Origin of the sequence: Rahnella sikkimica (assembly GCF_002951615.1) — a bacterium.
Lineage (GTDB): Bacteria > Pseudomonadota > Gammaproteobacteria > Enterobacterales > Enterobacteriaceae > Rahnella > Rahnella sikkimica.
The window spans coordinates 137203-155697 of sequence record NZ_CP019064.1 but is presented as its reverse complement, the minus strand read 5'-3'; the positions used below and the strand labels follow the sequence as shown (position 1 = coordinate 155697).

Genomic DNA, 18495 nt, shown 5'->3' with positions numbered 1-18495 from the left:
GTCGTAATCTCTTGCTCTAAAAACTAAAAAACACGCTGGCAGGTTTTTTTCAGGTATGTCTGTGATTTAACCCAGCCTGATGCCCTTTCTCAGTTTTCTTCAAAGTTATTAACTTCAGACAAACCCATAGATATTTTGATTCTCAATGCTGCTCGGTGGCTGTCAGGATCTTTAGACGACCAACCAGACACAGAAATCATTAGCACTATCAGTTCAGGACTGACAGGTTCGATTTTACTGACTCAGTCATTACTGCCAGGATTAAGGCATTCAGAAAGTGCGGATATTATCTCAATTATATCTTCCTGCGGGATTCATAATTTTACGGATTCAATTGCGCACCCCGCTTTTTTTGCAAGTAAACATGGACTTAGCGGGTTTACAAATAAAATTTCTCATCTGCTCTCCAATGAGAATATACGTGTGACCGGGTTGTATCCCCCGGATTTCGAACTGACAGGGTTAGATACGTTTATCCATAGCCAATCCAAAATGGGGGAGCGTTTATTGAATGGCGCTCGATCTGGGAAACCATTCGTTTTGTGCTGGGACAACCGCGTAGTTGTCATATCAGTAGCATCTACTTTGAAGGCCCCACCCGGTAAAAACTGGGAGATTAAGTCGCTATCTGACGACGTTGAGTAGTCTGCTCAACGTCCGACCCCTTGTTCAAATCCAATGTCATCTTCTCAGGGATGGCCCACTTTATAGCAGAGGCGGGTTTTCACTCTCCGTATCCACCCGACTATCCATCAGGATGTACTCTCCCCCCCTACGAAACACCACCCTGTCATAAAGTTATCTCAAATCCTTATATGATTTTTTGTGACAGTCGTGATATACAAACATTAATGAAATTCATATTTCCACGAAGATAAAATACAAAACAAAGGAAGGGGGACAGATATTGGGAAATACTCACCGCCTGTATACGACCGCATTAGTTGGTTTTGGACCAGCCAATTTAGGATTACTTCTTTCTGCATATCGGAAAAATAAACTTTCAGAGATAGCAAAGAATGGTATTGCCATCTTTGAAAAATCACCCCGATTGGGAGCTGGCAAACTGGGATATTATCAGATAACAGCCAATTCCCTCTCATCTGTTTTTTTAGAATGCATCGACGACCCACGATTTTATGAATTAACTTCTGATTTTATCGGCGGCGACGCACTCACATTTTTAAGAGATTATCCGGATACAGCACCACAGCTATCTCTTGTAGCCGATCTGTTAGAAAGACTGGCAGAAAAAATAATTTCACGTCTGGCTGAAAAATATCAGATAACACTCTATCGTGAAGCAGAGGTTACGCAGATAAAGAGGTCAGGGAAGAGTTTTTCTATTTCTTTTAACCATAATGGCAATATCGCCACGGCAGAAAGTGAATTCGTTTTCACCAATTGTGGCGGATACCAGACGGCTGAGCAGTCGCTACTCAATGATATCGCCCCCGTTGCTGTCACCTCTGACGAGTTTCTGAGTATCGATAAAGATGATGCCAGCGCCCTGTTACACCGGCATAAGATTCAGCGCGTCGCGATTATCGGCGGGTCACACAGCGCGATCTCCAGCGTTATCAGACTCTCTGAGATTGCCGACAACGCAAGCGTGGCTATTACGATCTACTGTCGCTCGCTTCCACGTCTCTATTTTGAAACCGCAGCCGCTGCCCAGGATGAAGGATATGCATTCGATCCCGTCGCGGATGTCTGCCCTCTCAGTGGTCGCATTAACCGCTTTGCCGGACTGAGATACGACTCCCATCAGGCAGCACTCTCTATTTTCCGCACCGGCTCTGTGAGCCCACAGAGTCCTGCAGTCAATTTTATCGTTAGCGATAATCCCTTTATTACTGCCAGCAACAGCAGTAATCAGGAGCTCTGTATCCTCGCAACAGGATATCGTTCAGCCAGCCCCTTTACCGGGTTATCCGGGAAAGATACAGATGGACGAGTCAGAGATATCGCTGGAAATCCCGTTCCTGGCCTTTATTCATTTGGACTGGGAGCAGGCTTATCTCCTTCAGAAAAAGCAGGAGGGGAACCCTCGTTTAAAGGGCGATTAGATGGCGTCTGGCTATACATAAACGATGTCGGAGATGTAATTATTGACGCATATACCGAAGACCAACATATCCCGGAAAATATTGCCACAGGAAGATAAATATATGTCTGATGAATCTATTAAGAAAGCTGTTATTCTTGCAGCCGGAACAGGTAATCGTCTCTTCCCAATTACTGAAATTATCCCGAAGCCGTTAACTCCCGTTAACGGTAAGAGCATTATTGAACGACTGGTTATTAATCTGCAGGAAACTGGTGTTAATCAGATAGTGGTTGTAACAGGACATTTTGGTAAAAAAATTCAGTCGCAGCTGAATCTTGCATTCCCTGATGTCGATATCACCTTTATTGAAAACACCCGCTATCAGACGACAAATAATATCTATTCACTATGGCTTGCCAGAGAGTATTTTACTGAAGACTTTCTGCTGTTAGAGGCCGATGTTGTTTTACGCAGCTCTGTGCTTGAACAACTGGTCGGCGGTAAGAAAAATACCAGCGCCTGCATGGTTGCGCCAAAAGCGATTTTTATGGATGGCGCATGCGTGGAGTTGAGAGGTGTTCCGCTGGTTGTCACCGCGCCAAAACAGGTGCCGGTGCATAAGCAGGGCCCGCATCATTACAAGACGTTAAACTTCTACCGTCTGTCATCATCATTTGCCAGCGGCTGGCTTTTACCGCAGCTTCAGCACAAGGTAAATAGTGACGAACTGTCAGATTACTATGAAACGCTTTTTGCTCAAGCCATCTCCGAGGGGATTGAGGATTTTCAGGCATCCATTGTTCCTTCATATGACTGGTATGAAGTCGATAATCTTAACGACCTCGATATTGCCGAATATCTGCTCAAGCCGGTTGAAGATCAACAGACATGGCTTGAAAAAAGGCACGGCGGTTACTGGCGCTATCCGGTGCAGGATCACTGCCTACTGTATAACTTCCATTATCCACCGAAAAAATTGCTGGATCACCTCTCCGCCCGGTTAGTGAATCTGGTACGTGAATATCCCTCAGCGCAGAAGCCGATAGTTGAACATCTATCATCATACTATGGCGTGCAGGCAACAAACCTGGTGGTAGGAAACGGCGTCAGTGAGCTGATCCCCCTGCTGTTATCCGGCATTAACAAACCGCTGGTGATCCCCAGCCCCTCCTTTAACGAATATGAAGCGGTTATCCCCGCGCATCTGGTGCGACGCTTTATGCTGAGCGAAGAGGATGGATTTGCGCTCAGTCCACAAAAAATCCTTGAATATGCAAGAGAAACCGGTGTCGGGCACATTGTGCTGATATCCCCCAACAATCCGACCGGTAATGCTCTGACCAGAGAGGATATCGCCCTGATTGCTCGAGGCGCGCAGGAGCTGGGTATTGAGGTAATTCTTGATGAGTCTTTTGTCGACTTCCAGGGACAAGGACGCACGCCGTCATTCCTGCCTGATCTGCTGCAGCATACTAATCTGTCGCTGCTGTTCAGCCTGAGTAAATCGCACGGTATTGGCGGCATTCGTCTGGGATTATTTGCCTCAGCAAATCAGGAGCGGGTTGCTGACGTGCGCCAGCGGCTGCCAATCTGGAACATCAACTCCTTTGCTGAAGAGTATTTAAGAATGTTTTCCGCTCACCGCAAAGAGTACGAAGCCTCATGTCAGAAAGTGTTTGATGAAACGCAAGCATTGCAAAAAGCGCTCAGCGATATTCCCGGATTACAGGTTTTCCCTACTGAGGCCAACTTTATCTTTTGCCGTCTGGATAATGAACTGGGAACCGCACGTGAATTGATCACAGAACTTCTGCAGACAGATGCCATATTCCTTAAAGACTGCTCCGGAAAAATATTGCAAGACTCTCAGCAATATTTCCGCGTTTCTTCGCGTAATGGTAAAGATAACAGAAAACTGACAGAGGCTATTTCACGCGCGGTTTTACGTAAAGCCAGTAAATTTATTTCTGCAGTGGCGTCTTAATATGCTGAGTTTTTATCAAGACCGGGCCAACCTTTGCTCTTTTTTCGGGTTTATTGCGGGCTGTGTGGCACTTTATTCTCTGACCCAATCAGAGATGTCTCTGGCCCTAGGCTTTATTCTGCTGGGTGCCATTGCCGACGTTTTTGACGGGCCTTTAGCCAGAAAAACGCTAAACCGTCCACTGCTTTTCAGCGAGTTTGGCCAGGGGCTGGATACGCTGGGAGATATGTGTCACAGCGTGCTGGCACCCGCGCTGTTTGTCACGCTTGCACAGGGAGGATCGCTGACTGGCATTCTGTGCGGCCTTATCCTTGCCGCCGCAGGAACGACAAGGCTGGCCTATTTCACCGCCGTGGGCTCAGACAAACCCGGTTTCTTTGTTGGCGTGCCGGTGACATATCTACCGCTGACCCTGGGTATTGTTGCCAACCTGTTCCCGGCGCAGCAATCAGCATCGGTCGTTTATATTCTTTACTCACTTATTATGGTGGCACTACAAACCGGTAAATTTTATTTCCCTAAATTCAGCCACAAGGGGCTCTATCTTTTCGCATTGATTCTTATTTTTCTGGCTACTCTTTCCTTCAGCCGTGTGTTATTTCCGGCAACATTTTAACTGGAGATCTTTTAATGTCATCCGCAGATTCAATTATTGTTCTTGATATTGACGGCACGCTGACTGACAGCGTGCGTCCACACCAGATTGCGTTTGAACAGTCGTTACGCTCTTTCCCTTTCCCGGCATTATCCACTGACTGGGGGCAATACCAGCACCACTCAGATAGCGGGATCTTTTATGAAGCCTGGGAGCTGGCGGGCTTTAACGGTAAACCAGACCTTATACAGCTTGAAGAGCAGTACCGCCTCGCTTATGACCAGGTGCTGGCGCAGCATCCGGTGACGCCAGTTGCGGGCGCTTCTGCTTTTATTGCCAGCCTCAGCCAGACGTGGGGCATTGTTTTCGCCACCGGCAGCCTGCGTTCAGGCGCTCTGCACAAGCTGAGCGTGATTGGCATTGATCCTGATGACTTTATTCTGATTACGGCATCAGAGTTTCATACGCGTGAAGAGATTGTCCAGCAGGCCGTTCAGGCTGGCAGCCTGCGTTATCAAATCCGCCAGCCACAGCGGGTGATATCGATAGGCGATGGCATCTGGGATCTGAAGACCGCCAGAAATCTTGGTTATGAGTTCCTGGGCATTGGCGAAGGGACAAAAGCAGAGCAACTGCGCACGTCGGGTGCAACGGTTTATGCCGACTTCAATGACCTGCTTGCCGACTATCGTCAAATTTTTTCAGCGCAGAACAGCGGGGAAACAAGGTGATCGCCATGGGAACTGGTCAGGTATTTTCTGCGGGTATCCCCTTCAGGGGAGAAAGGGAGATTTTAACCACCCGGGAGATCCTCTTTGCCATCCATAAAGTGCTGGATGCAGATTGCGATGTTATTGAAGTGCACTCCTCAATACCAACGCTCTCCGGGCTGAAACGCGGTACAGCCAAATGGAGTTTTCTGCGTGCAATCAGAGAACTAGTAAGACAGGGTAAAACGTTACTGTTTCCCGCATTTACGTTTTCCTATTCAGCGGGCAAAGAGTTCAATATTCACCATTCTCCGTCGGAAACCGGGGTGCTGGCGGACTGGGTGCTGAGTCTGCCGGAAGCGAGGCGCACACCCAATCCAATTTTCTCTTTTGTGGTTATCGGCCCCAAATCCCCCCTGTTTTTAAATGCCGATCACCACGATGCCTATGGTCCGCGCTCGGTTTTTGCGGTGCTTGAAGAGCAGAATGCCGGTGCGCTGATGATTGGCGCAGCCTGGGATTACCTCAGCTTTCTGCATAAAATGGAGCAACAGCACGCCGTCCCCTACCGTGAATTTAAAACCTTTAATATCCTTGCGGACTTCGGCAACGGGCCGGTTGACCCGGATATGCGCGTTTATGTGCGCCGCCGCGATATCAACACTGAACTGAACTTTGCCGCGGCGGGGCTGACAGCAGAAGCAGAGGGGGTCGTTACCTCGTTTGCGCTGGGACAGGGAGAGATTAAATTTGTCTGGCTGCGCACTATCGTGAACATCTGTAACCGGGAGATGGCCGCCAGCCCATTTTTCTTATTGCAAGAAGGCAACCGGGTCGCTGCCGATATTGCCAACCTTGAGTTACAGCAGCAGCAGCAGCCGTTTCGCGTTGCACTGCTCAGCGCCGAGAATCCCGATTACCTTGTAGAAGCGTTAAAAAAGCAGCTGGCGATCGCTGCTCCGTCAAGACGTTTTGTTTTTTATGCCAATCACTATGGCAACTTCTATCAGGATCTGACCTTAAACGACTCTTCCCTCCGCGACTTCAAACCCAACCTGACGATTATTGCCGATACACTCGAAAGCATCAGCGGTAAGGCCGGGCGTTATGCGCTCGATGAGGAGAGCCACCACAGTCGGTTACAGCGCTGGCACAGCGCTGTCTCTTCATGGATGGCAAACAGTGACCATCAGGTGGTGGTGTTTAAACCGGTCTGGAGCATTTCTGCGCCGGCGGATGAAGGCGTTGGTGCTTCTTCCACACGGTATGACGCAGAGGTAGAAGAGCTTGCCGCTCAGCTAAGCGCAGAGTTACGTCAGCGCGGCGGCATCCTGATAGATACCGCAACCCTGGCCGCAGAGGCAGCCAGCCCGCTTCGCGATCCGCGCACCTGGTATCTGGCGCGTACGCCCTGGTCCCCTCAGTTTGCCCGGGCTGCGGCCAACCGGATAGCCGGTTTGATCCTCGACCGCTGCGGTCTTTCCGTGCGTCTGATTGTGGTGGATCTCGATAACACGCTGTGGGGCGGTGTGGCAACCGATGATGGCATTGAAGGCGTGGCGCTGGGAGGAGACTATCCGGGCAACGCCCACAGAGATTTTCAGCTGCTGCTTAAGTCCCTGTCGCAGTGTGGGATCGGACTGGCTGTCGCCAGTAAAAACGATGCAGATGTCGCATGGGAAATTATTGATCGCCACCCGGAAATGGTTCTGCAGCGGGATGACTTCGTCGACGATGAGATCCACTGGCAACCAAAGGCGGACTCAATCCAGCGTATTGCGAGCCGTTTAAATCTCGGTCTCTCTAATATTATGTTCCTGGATGATAATCCGATTGAGCGCGAAGCGGTCAGACGCACGCTCCCGCAGGTCATTGTGCCTGAGCTGGGCAATGAACCAGCCCTCTATTGTGAAGTGTTGATTAAAACACCGGGGCTTAACCGGGCGCTGATCACCGAAAATGACCGTCATCGCGTGCAGTCATTTAAGCAGCTCAAAACCGTAGCCACAGCGCGCAGCAGCGCCTCTGACGCATTCTCCTTTATTAAGGAGCTCAATGTCACGCTGACATTTTCGGCACTATCGTCCGGAAACAGTTCGCGTGCTGAACAGCTGATGACAAAAACCAATCAGTTTAATACCACGATTAAGCGATACAGCGCGCTGGATTTAAAATCTCTGCAAGATCGTGGTTATACGGTAAAGGTATTAGAGGTGACAGATAAATATAATCCGCAGGAGATAATGGGCGTACTGGTGATGAAAGATGAGGTTGTCGATTCAATCGTTATTTCCTGTCGCGCATTTGGTAAAGGTATTGAGCAGGCTATTTTTCACGTGCTGACAAAACAGACTTTCGAGCGTTTCGCGCGTGCTCTCCGCGTGGAATTTATTAAAACCAGTAAAAACCATATCGTCGCCGATATTCTCAGCGGCTTAAAGTTTACCGAGCAGGATGGTAGCTGGACTGCCAGCGCCGACAGCATCAGTGTTGCCATCCCGGCAGTGACCCTTTCAGGGCTTGAGGAACTCCCTTTATGAAATTCAGCCAGTTTTCTGTTGGGCAGTATGTATCGTTTGACAAAACATTCTCTCTGACAGATTACGAGAAATTCCGCGACTTCAGTGCAGATTCAAATCCTCTGCACTGGAACCGCGACTTTGCTCTTGCCTCGGGAAGTGCTCAGCTGATACTTCCGCTGGGGCTGGCGACCTCGCCGTTTTCAGCTATTGCGGGAATGGCCTTTCCGGGGGTGCCATCCTTAATTATCTCATCATCGTATAACGCACACAGCCCGGTACACTATGACCGGGATATTACCTACTCCGCTAAAATAACCCATATATCTGCGGAAAAAAGGATTTTGAAACTTGAGCTCAAGGCATACGAAAAAACCGTTGCGCTGATTTCAGGTGAAATGGTGGTACAGGCCAGATTTGATGAATGGGAAATTCCCGCCGATCTCACCGCTGAATTTACGCTTAAGCAGCCAAATAATCTTGTGCTGATTACCGGATCTGACGGTGCAATAGGCTCCGCTTGTGCAACGCAATTTGAAAAAGCAGGCTGGCGGAGGCGGTTAAACAGTACCAGCCAGCGCTGATTATTCACAGCGCCAGCGCCGACATCATCGCACCACTGCAGGAGCTGATTGCCACCAATTACCAATCGTTGAAATCGCTGACGGAAGCCTCTCTGCCTAGCATGCTTGCCGCCCAGCGCGGGCGCATCATTAATATTGGTTCTGTTGCTCAACAACGGGCCAGTGAACCACTAACCGACTACGCAGGAGCGAAAAGCCTCGCAGACTGGTATCTGCAGCAGACCGCTCTGCGGTACCGGGAAAATGGCATCGAAACCACCACTATTTTGTGTGATTTAACGCGCAGCGCGTTTTCATCTGCTCTGGATCTCCCTGGCACAACGCCGCTTGAACCGGAAGAGGTGGCAGAAAGCGTGCTCACCACGGGGCTTCAGCAGCAGCGTCTGGCAGGGCATTACATTCTGACCAGTAATGGACTTTTCGAGTTACGGGATGAAGAAAAAAGCGCCGCTGCGCTGCACGATATCCCGCCAGAAAAAACAGCCCCCACGCCGGCGGGGGTCAACGCTGCAGTAACGCACTCGCGCAGCGCACTACGTGCCCTGCTTAATCAGATTTTGCCGGACTCGGTCGGTAAATCCGATCAGCAGCTGCGAATGAATAATATTTCTGGCTGGGACTCAATGATTCAAATCGCAATTGCGCTGGAAGTTGAAGAAAAATTTGGCATTACGCTCTCCGGTAGCGCTATTTCTGAACTCACTTCATTTGACGCTCTCTGTCAGGCTATCGAATCAAGGTGAAGATCGCGTTTTTATCGCCGCAGATGGTCTCAATACTATTTCACGGTTAATTTCCTCGGTGACGTACAGGAAGAAGAGATATGGAAGCAAAAAGTTCACACCTGGTTTTTGTGGAAACGCGTTATACCAATCTTAAAACGCTCCATTACGCGTTGGATGCCGGCTACCGGGTCAGCTATGTCGGTTCACGACGTTATTCTGACTCTTATGACGGGCCGGAATTCCGCGCGCTGCAGTCGCGGTTACAGAATTTAATCTGGGTGGACAATAGCGCCGAACGCGAAGATGTCAGATCCGCATTAGCCACCATCACTCAGCAGCATCAGATCGATGCCGTTATCTGTTTTTTTGAAATAGCCATTAATGCCTGTGCGCAGGCTGCAGATGATTTGCATCTCCCCTTCACTCACGCTGAGGCTGTCGCAATCTGCCGGGATAAGCTGCGCTGCCGCGCCTTTCTACATGAGCAGGGTATTCCGACTTTGCCCTGGTATGAACTACGCGAGAGAGGAGAAATTTACCGTGCCGTTGAGGAAATCGGCCTGCCGCTGATTGTCAAACCTCGCCGTGGGGCAGTCAGCAAATTTATCGATATCATAGAAAATGAAAAAGATTTACAGCTGTTTCTGGTGCAACATGCCCAGCCCTCGGCAAATGATACCGGCATTGATGCCGAGGTGTTATCACATGGATTTCTAGCCGAAAGGTATTTATCCGGCAAAATGTACTCCGTGGAGCTGATTGCCAATGGTCGTGAATTAAGATGTATCACCGTTACTGAAAAAATTGTCTGGAATACCTCATCCTTCGTTGAGCTGGGCGCAATTATACCCGCCAATACCAGTGCAGATAAATTCAGAGAAATATCTTCCTACGCCATCAACTGCGTCGCCGCCATCAATCTTGGGCGTGGGATATTCCATGTCGAAGTGATTGATACGGGTAATGAGATAGTACTGATAGAGATCAACCCAAGAATAATTGGTGGTAATGGCCGTAAGATGATTATCTCTTCTTATGCGTTTAATCTCGATCAGGCCATTATTGATGCTTACCTTGGCAATGACTTTGGCGATATCCCGCAACAGCCAGTAAAAACCACTGTCGGACATCATATCGCGCCGCTGGAAGCAGGAAAACCAGCGGTACAGAAAAATGCTGCACTGACTATAGATGATCATGTCGATCTCTATATAAAAATTGATGAGAACGCCTCGTTTAACGCCTTCAGAAGCAATTATGACTCCCAGGGCTGGTTTATTAATGCCGCAGAACAACGCAGCCTAGCGCTTGAGCAAAACCGTCACGGACTGAATGCCATCGCACAACATTATGGCATCAAACTTATTATCGACACCCCGCTGGTGTAACCTATGAACAGAACATTTTTTATGCAAGGGAATCTGAAAGAGAACTACCATAAAATAATCTTTGGTTTTTCTATTTTTCGCGTATTCAGAAACCTGACCTTTCACTATGCCATAATGGTCTCTTTTTACCTCAGCATCGGGCTGTCCGTTGCCCAGATCGGCTGGCTGGAGGCAGCATACTGGGGAACCAAACTGTTCTCCGACGTTCCCTCAGGCTATGCAGCTGACAGATATGGACACCGGCGCGGACTTTATATCGGCAACGCACTGATTATTGCCTCTCTTACGCTGCTGGTGTTCAGCACCAGTTTTTCACAGTGTGTTGCAGCTCAGATTATCGTGGCGATGGGGCACAGTCTGACTGCCGTTTCAGATTCTGCAGGCTGCCGCCAGTCTTTGCTTAACCTGATAATTGCCAGCAAGTATCGTGTGGCAGAATCTGTTGGTACGGCAAGTCGCAATTTCTCTCTGTTCGTCGGTGTGAACTGCGGTGCCATTCTTTTACATTTTTATGGATTGCGTGGGTTGTTTATATTAAGCATTGGCGCAATCGCAGCAGCTATCGCCACGGTTCATCTGTTTTGCCCACACCATGATGCTGAAAACCGTCAGGTCAGCGGCAAAAGCAAGCGTGAAAGAGGCTCACAACGGCAAGACTTTTCTGGAAAATTATGGATTAGCTCGCTAGCGATTGCTTATTCCTGCCTCTACTTTATTGAATTTTTCTCCATCCCTTTTACCCAAGTGCTGCTTGGCGAAAAAGGATTCTCTTCAGACTCGATAGCCATGCTGTTTAGTTTCCTGCTATTAGGCAGCGGCGTTGCATCTACCGTTATATCAAGGCTCTCGTTATCGTTCGGCGTATTAATAACATTTATCCTGATAGCGGTATTAATTCACGGTATTTTTCTGGTGATTCTGGTCGAAAACAGCTGGTCTTACGCACTATTTTTACTCACTTATAGCGGGTTTATGGTTGGTAAAGGCGCTTATATACCGATAATAAGAAGTGAAATACTGAGAACGGCCGATCCCGCCAGAGCATCTGCCGTTCTTGGATTTATTTCTATGCTTGGCGGGGCAACGCTGTTTTTCCTCTCCCCGGTGATCTTTGATCTGATAAGCCAGAAAGGTAGTATCGCTGGTGCGATAGTCATTCTCGCCGTCGGTGTGACTGGCGCTCTCGTTATGCTTATTGGCTGGCTGTATTCCCGTTTGTGCGTCAAAACAAAGATTGTGCCTTCCACGGTGTCAGAGTAGTGCTCAGGGATTAGTGCACAATCCGCAGAGAGGCAAGATAAATCTTGTCTCTCTGTAAACCTGCCATCAGGAATACTGATCCTACCCACCATTGACGTCGGTTCAGAAGTCATACTCTTCCCGCTCCTGACGGCTTAGCGGCCTTGCACGGCGGGGGCAGTTTGCGGCTTCCTGAGCATCCACCAGGTTATCTTTTTGGCTGAAGGCGTCAGCCAGCGTTGCACCAGGGCGAATAATGCTGAGTTTGGTGATTAATCAGATCGCACAATCCGGCTGAGCGCCCTCAAAGTGATCTCCTGTTGCGAACAGTTATTTAGGGTTCATCGCGCTTTAATAACGATTTTGCGGAAATATTTACGGCCTTAAGCAGCTATTCCAGATTAACACCCTGCATTTTTCCCTCTTTTTTTACAATTCGACCATCGATGATCACTGTCTCAACATTATCTGGTTGAGCGGAGTAAACAATAAGTGATGAAGGATCGCCGCCGCCAAAACCTGCCACATTGAGACTGTCAGGGTTAATTATCTGCCCGTTTTCTCTCTTCCAGAGTGCCGGTAATATCACTCAGCCCCAGAGATTCAGCTGAGCGCCGCGTTGCTAACCTCAGCAGTTCCCGAGGATCAGGCAGCGTTTCATCCTTAGCTTCTCCGCTCTGGGTAAGCGCAGAGATACGAAGCGTTTCAAACATGTTTCCTCCCCCGGCCAGAGCATTTCCGTCGATACCCAATCCCTGTCTTTCAATGCCCCTGAAATGATTAAGCAGCGTAAGTCCGTAACCAACGCGCTGCTCACTGACCGGTGTTAATGCCAGCCCTCCTCCGGCTTCCTGCAGTGCGTTCAACTGCTGTGGCAGGGCGTCGCTGGCGTGAACCACCGTAAGAGAGGGTGAAAGGTAGTGGCGGTCTATCAGGGGGAAGGTCACTCTCCCGAGTGAACAGCAGCGAACTTCTGCTGTTCGCTCAAAGCTGCCTGTCAAAGTGGTCAAGTTTTACCATAGCTCAGAGGTACAAAAAATAACCTTAACGTACAATAATTTTCGATATCCAAACTGACCCCCTGTATGACGGATACGTTACTTTAGACCCGATGTCACTCTCAGGGATCACTGACGAAGAGCGTAAATCCGATCTGGCCAGACAACTGCTGCCAACCAGCGGTGCGCTGGATACCTCAGTGAACGCCTTCTTCATCCATAACGGTGATCGCCTCATCCTTATCGACGCAGGTTCGGCTCACTTTGCGGGTCCAAGTATGGGACGCTTGCTAGACAACATCGCTGCTGCCGGCTACAAGCCTGAAGACGTAGACACTATTCTTCTGACACACATGCACCCTGATCATATTGGTGGCATCACCAATGATAAAGGCGAAGCTTTGTTCCGTAACGCGACCGTCTGGGCCCATAAAGATGATGCTGACTTCTGGCTGGATAACGACCTCGCAGCCACTCTCGCAGAAGATCAGCGTCCGTTCTTTAGCATTGCTCAGGATGCTGCCGCACCCTATATTGCAAGCGATCGCTTCAACACTTTCGTACCAGGGGACGACCTCATTCCGGGGCTGGTCAGCATCGTTGAGGCACCGGGTCATACGCCAGGTCACACAGCCTTTATGGTGACTTCTGCCGGTGAAAAAATGCTGTTCTGGGGTGATATTTCTCACCTTCCCTCTATTCAGCTGCCGCACCCAGGTGCAACGATTGAACTGGATGTGTATCCGGAAATGGCCATTGCTTCACGCGAACGCGTACTGGCTGCTTCAGCAAAAGAAGGTTATGTCATTGGTGCGGCTCATCTGCCGTTCCCGGGCATTGGTCGTGTACGTAAAGATGACACTACAGGTTATGCATGGGTATCCGTTGAGTACACCGCATTGCCTGCACTCGGAAACTGATACTTCGTTCGCTGAGCACTGAAGTCGATGATTTTCATGATATTTTAGTGTTAAGTTAAGTTTATTTTTGTCAGGGCTGCAACAGCAGCCCTGTATCAGAAGCCATTCGGTGTGCTGTCATAACGTGCTTCATTTTTTCACCATAAAAAGGTCAAACATGCCGTCATATGATCGACAAATGCACCCACCTTTGGCGTCATCTGTCGCATACTTGGCCAGAGAATATGAAATGTAGTGATGTGAATAACGTAACTATCCAATATGGTCCTGAGCTCAGTTGCATCAAAAGCATCTTAAACTGAGTAGTCCGCCAGGCAGGTAATACCACGCCCCTCTTTAACCATAAATAACAGAGCCTCAAGGCTATTGCATATCATCGTTGACGGGATGACCTGCCCCCGTGGAACGGCGACGTTTTGGTTAAACCAATTTTTCCGGTACTGGGGAAGCGAAAGTGCAGACAGGCATAGCGCCGTGTCCACTATGGCTGGGTAAGATCAATTATGTTGATTCATAAAATCCGCGATATAAGCCATGAGTCACTCGGCCAAGATATCGGCCACCCGCGCCGCATCGCCAGCCACTGATGCGCGGCGATGAGCTTGCCAGAGGGGGGAGGATCATTACGATGACTTTCTTCTTTTTTTCCTGTACCGCCTGCGAAGTAATTGCCGTTGCTGCTCCAGGGGTGGCAACGGCAATTTTTTTTGCGACATGTGTTTGTCTTTTCCCCCTGTGATATCTCTTGCCCAAGAAAAAAGGTTTGCCAGCCTGGTGATGATGCTAAGTAAAACCGTAAGGAGCTCCGTAAAAATGCACAAAACGGGGAGCGTCAGTGCCAAAAGGGCCCCGGCCGATAGGATAGCTATCAGGATGTAACTCATGACAAATTCATGTGTAAAAGAGGCTCCCTCGGTAATGCAGACGGGGGGATGTGCTGCCGCTTTTCCGATGGCGTAGGGATTTCCTGGAAAACACCCTGTTAGGTGTGCTTTATGTATCGTATTGAGTTCTGCCCAGATTCCCAGTGCGGAGGCACCACCTACCAATAAACATATTAATAACAAGATAAATATATCATGTGTTTGAGATCCCCTTTCTGCCACTTTGTTTTCTTCCTTAATTATTGTTTATGACGATTGGCCATCAGCCGCCGGTGCTACTATCAGATATCTCAGATTATTTGCCGCCTGATTAAGTGGTCTTAGCTTACCCGTTCTGCAAGCGTAAATGTATGTCTACGCGGAAAGACCAATTGATCGGTTTCGCTAATGGGAAACCCAATCTAACCAAAAAGCGAAAGCTTCATTTTGTTATCATTTTTTTAACTCTGAAAATGACTTCAGCTATTGAAGTTACTATGCCAAAATAAGCTGCCGTAAAAAATAACATACCTAGTAACAACATAGATATTGATACAAATAAAGCAATCCAAAACTCAAACCCACTGGTTAGTTTAGAGGAATGAATCCCCATCCTAGCGTTCCCACCTCCATATATATAACCACCGATAATTGCATCTAAAACATTAGAACCAAATGCGTAAATAATAAATCCACCAAGAAAAATTAAACAAAATGAAAATAATAAAAGGCCAAAAACCAAGCCTGTACTACACTCTTCCAAATCGCGATTTGAACTTTTCACATCCATGTTCCCTTCATTTTTGATTTAATGAGAAATCTCATATTAAAGTTGTATGTTTGAGATACGGATTATTATGCCACTTAGGAGCGATATTACCCTGCTCGAAATAAAACCTTATAGTTTTATTTTATGCGCTTTAGCGCATGAAGGGATAGAGAATGTTTCAGATTTTACTGATTCTGAGGGGCGCCTTGTTCTGAATGGCCTCACCAATTCCCCCTTCCCTGCTAAGCCAACCCGCTTAAACAAGCACCATATCTTTTGTGCGCCGTCGGAGTGGTCACGGTAAGGCTTTAGCCGCAGCCGTGGCATATCTCCGCGTTGGCGCCCTCTGGGCGCTTACGGGCGTGTTCCCGAAATTCTCACAGCAACACCAATGCAGTAGTTACAACATTCGTCTATTAAAGCGGCACTGATCCCGGCCTTCGGCCGGGGGGCTTTTCAGGGCGGACGGGTTCCCCTCAGGGGCTGCATCTGTGCACGGTGCGGTGGTCAGGTGCGCTCGGGAGTTTCAGATTTGCACGCAGTAGTGAAAGAGAACGAAGTGAATGTTGTAACTAATTTAGTGATTGGGTTAAGAGCAGGACTGATGTGCATCAGTCCATGGTCAGTTGTTCCACTTTGCATTCGTACAACTGGGCCAAACGCTCAATTTTGTCTTTTCGTGGGTTCTCGGACTTCTCGAACTGAGATACTGCGGCCTGTTTAATCCCCAGTTTTTCGGCAACGTCTTTTTGGGTCAGTCCACGGTAAATACGCCACGCCGCCTGGATGGTGACATCTTTACTCACCATGATTTCTACAATTTCATTTGGGATCTGCACATCATCATGCTTACCCGGAGTAACGCTGATGTCTTCATAAAGCTCATCGAGATCGGCTTGTTGCATCAGACGCTCAAACAGCTCCATCGGAATGACAGCAGCCTGCTTTACACCATGCTCATCAGTGATAAATTGAATGTGGTTCATTGAAAACTCCCGTCTGGATTACGTCTAAAGCCATGAGCTCAGTAAGTTGTCGATGTTCTTCTTGCGATACGCTGAATGGTAATCACAACCGGCTCACCGTTTTCGATTCTGTAAATGACCCGGTAGTCTCCGACACGCATCCTGAACTCCCCTTCCCCACCTGCCATTTTTTTAATATCCAGGTTGGCGACTAAGGCAGGGTATCGTTGCAGCATAGATATCTTTTCACTGATTGCTTTCCGGTAGTTTCCCGGGATGCTCTTCAGTTGTTTAAGAGCATGCTTTGTCCATTCGACTCTGGCCATGTCATTCCTTTGAAACTGCAGCATCAACTTAAGACAAATATAAGGTTACAAGCCTTATATTGTCAATATTGCCTTATATAACGATTGCGCTGCAGATTCACTACCCGTAACGAAGTGAAGGGTGGAAATCATTTTGTTTTGAAGTGCGGTTCCCAATACCGCACTGAAAACACTCCCTTTTTAAAGGGCTTCTTTTGTTCAGAAATTACGTTCGAAGTTAATGACAGAAGTCTTACTGACGACGAAATTAACTTCATCTTTGGTAGATGTCCGCCGAAGACAAACAGAAAAAACGATGCCTCTGGGACAAAATTTCTAAAATCTTAGAAGAAAAACGACGTCAGGAGATGAAATGCGATAAATTTGAGGAATTACGAGATATCGGGGCGTGAGGGCATCCCATGCCGGCGCATGGTAGTCAGGAGAAGTAGGTAAATCGGGGAGTCAGCGATAATCCGCGTGCTCGAGCAATAACCGGTAATATGTTTCCGGGTCAGTACTCACCAGCCCCGGGTGCGCATGCCTGAATGCGGCTTCAAGAGTCATGGCCTCATGCGGCATGACGCTGTTTGACCACAGGACCCAGGCTCTGTAATACGGATGTTGCTGTTTGCGTTTTCTGCTCAGCGCCCGCTGCTGAACGTCTTTATCGTCAAGCAAATGATCAATACGCATATTGTCTTGAGTCACCAGCTCATCCAGCTTCCCTTCCAGCGTTGCCACTGAGGACGCCTTAATCGCTTCGAGATCGGGACTGACGACCCACCGCTTGATTTGTTTTAGCCGGTTGCGTAAGGAATGCTTCCTCTTCAGGTTCAGCCCGAAAGCTTCGAGTCGCAATAAATGGTGCTCATATTTCTTTCGCAGACTCTCTGTCAGCCCTTTTTTAAGGGCCCACAGTTTAAATTTTCCGAGCCATTCACGAATTTCTTCGCCAGTTATTCCGCGTGACGTGAAAAATTTATCGGCCAGCCAGATACGCATCGGTTTGTTCTGGCCCGCATCCGGATCCTTATCGTGATCCACAATGACGTAGCCCATCTGCTCCATGACTGACAGCGCTTCCCGGGGACTGTCGTAGGCTTTACGACCATTCTCGTAGACATGAAGCATTCCGGTTGCTGCAGCAATCTGCTCGAACGGCATCATGATCTCGAAGTTGTAATCACTGTCGGGGTTGTAGTCACAATACGCAGCCATTGCCATCGAAAGCACCGTCAGTGTCTGTCTGATTTCTTCCCTGGCCCTGATACGCATAGGCTTTGGGACAAAGTCTGGGGTGTTACGTTTCGTGTAGGGAACATAACCTTTGCGCCTGAGAGCGATAAGATCCAGATTGCGGTGCCAGTCGTGATTCTGCACGCGGGCAGCCACTTTCGACGCGGTTCCCCGCGGCACGGCACAACAAAGTTTAGGCGTATAGCGGCGGTGAATTTTGGAATGCCCCTTGCGACGTCTGTTAGATTCCCCGCGCTTATTGCTGACCGGCGCGTCTTCCGTGAATACCGGCGTACTGCTATCCGATATAATCTGCACTGTATTACTCATATTTTCCCCACAATCCCTTGCGATTGAATTCCTTTATCCTGCTGTGACCAGCTTCACGCCTGGGCACGCATATGAAGTGCTGCTGACCCCATTGGCTTCATGCAACCTGCTGCCAGACGGCTTTAGGTACACGGTCAAACAACTTGCCCACGATGATTTCTGCGCGCCGGTGATCGGCGGCCAGCTCAAACTCATTCATCCACTCCCGGGACATGCGTTCCCGCTGGTGACTGACCACCAGCTCCAGCGTGTCCAGCTTTGAACAGCGCCTCAGGCGCAGTAAAAAATCCATCTTGGTCATTGCCTATCTCC

Annotated in this window: 16 protein-coding genes and 1 pseudogene; 11 read left to right on the top strand and 6 right to left on the bottom strand. The window is 48.7% G+C overall.

Annotation, left to right across the window (positions count from 1 at the left end; translation table 11 throughout):
• Nucleotides 1-54: 54 nt before the first annotated feature.
• The 10 genes and pseudogenes from BV494_RS24665 to BV494_RS24620 form a co-directional block, all read left to right on the top strand.
• Nucleotides 55-605 (top strand): annotated as a pseudogene (locus BV494_RS24665) (SDR family NAD(P)-dependent oxidoreductase); the annotation flags it as partial.
• 302 nt (nt 606-907) lie between these two features.
• Nucleotides 908-2167: a Rossmann-fold NAD(P)-binding domain-containing protein gene (locus BV494_RS24660; RefSeq protein ID WP_104925433.1), complete on the top strand. Its 1260-nt coding sequence runs from the start codon at nt 908-910 to the stop codon at nt 2165-2167.
• 4 nt (nt 2168-2171) lie between these two features.
• A complete protein-coding gene (locus BV494_RS24655; RefSeq protein ID WP_104925432.1) occupies nt 2172-4034 on the top strand; it encodes an aminotransferase class I/II-fold pyridoxal phosphate-dependent enzyme in 1863 nt (620 codons plus the stop codon).
• A 1-nt stretch (nt 4035) separates the two neighbouring features.
• Entirely contained in the window at nt 4036-4650 is a 615-nt protein-coding gene (locus BV494_RS24650) for a CDP-alcohol phosphatidyltransferase family protein (RefSeq protein ID WP_104925431.1), read from the top strand.
• Between the two features lie 14 nt (nt 4651-4664).
• Nucleotides 4665-5360: an HAD family hydrolase gene (locus BV494_RS24645; RefSeq protein ID WP_104925430.1), complete on the top strand. Its 696-nt coding sequence runs from the start codon at nt 4665-4667 to the stop codon at nt 5358-5360.
• A gap of 5 nt (nt 5361-5365) precedes the next feature.
• Entirely contained in the window at nt 5366-7879 is a 2514-nt protein-coding gene (locus BV494_RS24640) for an HAD-IIIC family phosphatase (protein ID WP_104925429.1), read from the top strand.
• Nucleotides 7876-8442: a hotdog family protein gene (locus BV494_RS24635; RefSeq protein ID WP_104925428.1), complete on the top strand. Its 567-nt coding sequence runs from the start codon at nt 7876-7878 to the stop codon at nt 8440-8442. The genes BV494_RS24640 and BV494_RS24635 overlap by 4 nt, the downstream gene beginning before the upstream one ends.
• Complete coding sequence (locus BV494_RS24630; RefSeq protein ID WP_104925427.1) at nt 8406-9185, top strand: SDR family NAD(P)-dependent oxidoreductase; 780 nt, start codon at nt 8406-8408, stop codon at nt 9183-9185. Before BV494_RS24635 ends, BV494_RS24630 begins: the two co-directional genes overlap by 37 nt.
• A gap of 80 nt (nt 9186-9265) precedes the next feature.
• Entirely contained in the window at nt 9266-10555 is a 1290-nt protein-coding gene (locus BV494_RS24625) for an ATP-grasp domain-containing protein (RefSeq protein ID WP_104925426.1), read from the top strand.
• 3 nt (nt 10556-10558) lie between these two features.
• Nucleotides 10559-11815, top strand: a complete 1257-nt coding sequence (locus BV494_RS24620) for an MFS transporter (protein ID WP_104925425.1) — start codon at nt 10559-10561, stop codon at nt 11813-11815.
• A 521-nt stretch (nt 11816-12336) separates the two neighbouring features.
• Here the strand turns inward: BV494_RS24620 and BV494_RS24615 are convergent.
• Nucleotides 12337-12741 carry an amidohydrolase family protein gene (locus BV494_RS24615; protein ID WP_226790142.1) on the bottom strand — a complete coding sequence of 135 codons (405 nt, stop codon included), beginning with the start codon at nt 12739-12741 and terminating at the stop codon, nt 12337-12339.
• Nucleotides 12742-12905: 164 nt separating this feature from the next.
• Between BV494_RS24615 and BV494_RS24610 the strand changes: the two genes are divergently transcribed.
• A complete protein-coding gene (locus tag BV494_RS24610) occupies nt 12906-13712 on the top strand; it encodes an MBL fold metallo-hydrolase (protein ID WP_104925424.1) in 807 nt (268 codons plus the stop codon).
• Nucleotides 13713-15017: 1305 nt separating this feature from the next.
• On the opposite strand, the gene BV494_RS24600 is transcribed toward BV494_RS24610, so the two are convergent.
• The 5 genes from BV494_RS24600 to BV494_RS24580 form a co-directional block, all read right to left on the bottom strand.
• Nucleotides 15018-15359, bottom strand: coding sequence for a hypothetical protein (locus BV494_RS24600; protein WP_192938225.1), 342 nt, complete (start codon nt 15357-15359; stop codon nt 15018-15020).
• Nucleotides 15360-15955: 596 nt separating this feature from the next.
• The gene (locus BV494_RS24595) at nt 15956-16330 is read right to left on the bottom strand and encodes a helix-turn-helix domain-containing protein (protein ID WP_104925421.1); all 375 of its coding nucleotides are present in this window, start codon (nt 16328-16330) and stop codon (nt 15956-15958) included.
• Between the two features lie 38 nt (nt 16331-16368).
• Nucleotides 16369-16635 (bottom strand): type II toxin-antitoxin system RelE family toxin, encoded by a 267-nt coding sequence (locus BV494_RS24590; RefSeq protein WP_104925420.1) that lies wholly within the window; start codon nt 16633-16635, stop codon nt 16369-16371.
• 444 nt (nt 16636-17079) lie between these two features.
• Nucleotides 17080-18183 (bottom strand): Replication protein, encoded by a 1104-nt coding sequence (locus BV494_RS24585; protein WP_226790141.1) that lies wholly within the window; start codon nt 18181-18183, stop codon nt 17080-17082.
• A 97-nt stretch (nt 18184-18280) separates the two neighbouring features.
• Nucleotides 18281-18484: an Hha/YmoA family nucleoid-associated regulatory protein gene (locus tag BV494_RS24580; protein WP_104925419.1), complete on the bottom strand. Its 204-nt coding sequence runs from the start codon at nt 18482-18484 to the stop codon at nt 18281-18283.
• Between the last annotated feature and the right edge of the window lie 11 nt (nt 18485-18495).

What these genes read in the sequence shown, in the direction of transcription:
- BV494_RS24655 (WP_104925432.1), top strand. Translation starts at nt 2,172, where the DNA reads ATGTCTGATGAATCTATTAAGAAAGCTGTTATTCTTGCAGCCGGAACA.
- BV494_RS24625 (WP_104925426.1), top strand. Translation starts at nt 9,266, where the DNA reads ATGGAAGCAAAAAGTTCACACCTGGTTTTTGTGGAAACGCGTTATACC.
- BV494_RS24580 (WP_104925419.1), bottom strand. Translation starts at nt 18,484, where the DNA reads ATGACCAAGATGGATTTTTTACTGCGCCTGAGGCGCTGTTCAAAGCTG.
- BV494_RS24595 (WP_104925421.1), bottom strand. Translation starts at nt 16,330, where the DNA reads ATGAACCACATTCAATTTATCACTGATGAGCATGGTGTAAAGCAGGCT.
- BV494_RS24620 (WP_104925425.1), top strand. Translation starts at nt 10,559, where the DNA reads ATGAACAGAACATTTTTTATGCAAGGGAATCTGAAAGAGAACTACCAT.
- BV494_RS24610 (WP_104925424.1), top strand. Translation starts at nt 12,906, where the DNA reads ATGTCACTCTCAGGGATCACTGACGAAGAGCGTAAATCCGATCTGGCC.
- BV494_RS24635 (WP_104925428.1), top strand. Translation starts at nt 7,876, where the DNA reads ATGAAATTCAGCCAGTTTTCTGTTGGGCAGTATGTATCGTTTGACAAA.
- BV494_RS24585 (WP_226790141.1), bottom strand. Translation starts at nt 18,183, where the DNA reads ATGAGTAATACAGTGCAGATTATATCGGATAGCAGTACGCCGGTATTC.
- BV494_RS24645 (WP_104925430.1), top strand. Translation starts at nt 4,665, where the DNA reads ATGTCATCCGCAGATTCAATTATTGTTCTTGATATTGACGGCACGCTG.
- BV494_RS24640 (WP_104925429.1), top strand. Translation starts at nt 5,366, where the DNA reads ATGGGAACTGGTCAGGTATTTTCTGCGGGTATCCCCTTCAGGGGAGAA.
- BV494_RS24590 (WP_104925420.1), bottom strand. Translation starts at nt 16,635, where the DNA reads ATGGCCAGAGTCGAATGGACAAAGCATGCTCTTAAACAACTGAAGAGC.
- BV494_RS24650 (WP_104925431.1), top strand. Translation starts at nt 4,036, where the DNA reads ATGCTGAGTTTTTATCAAGACCGGGCCAACCTTTGCTCTTTTTTCGGG.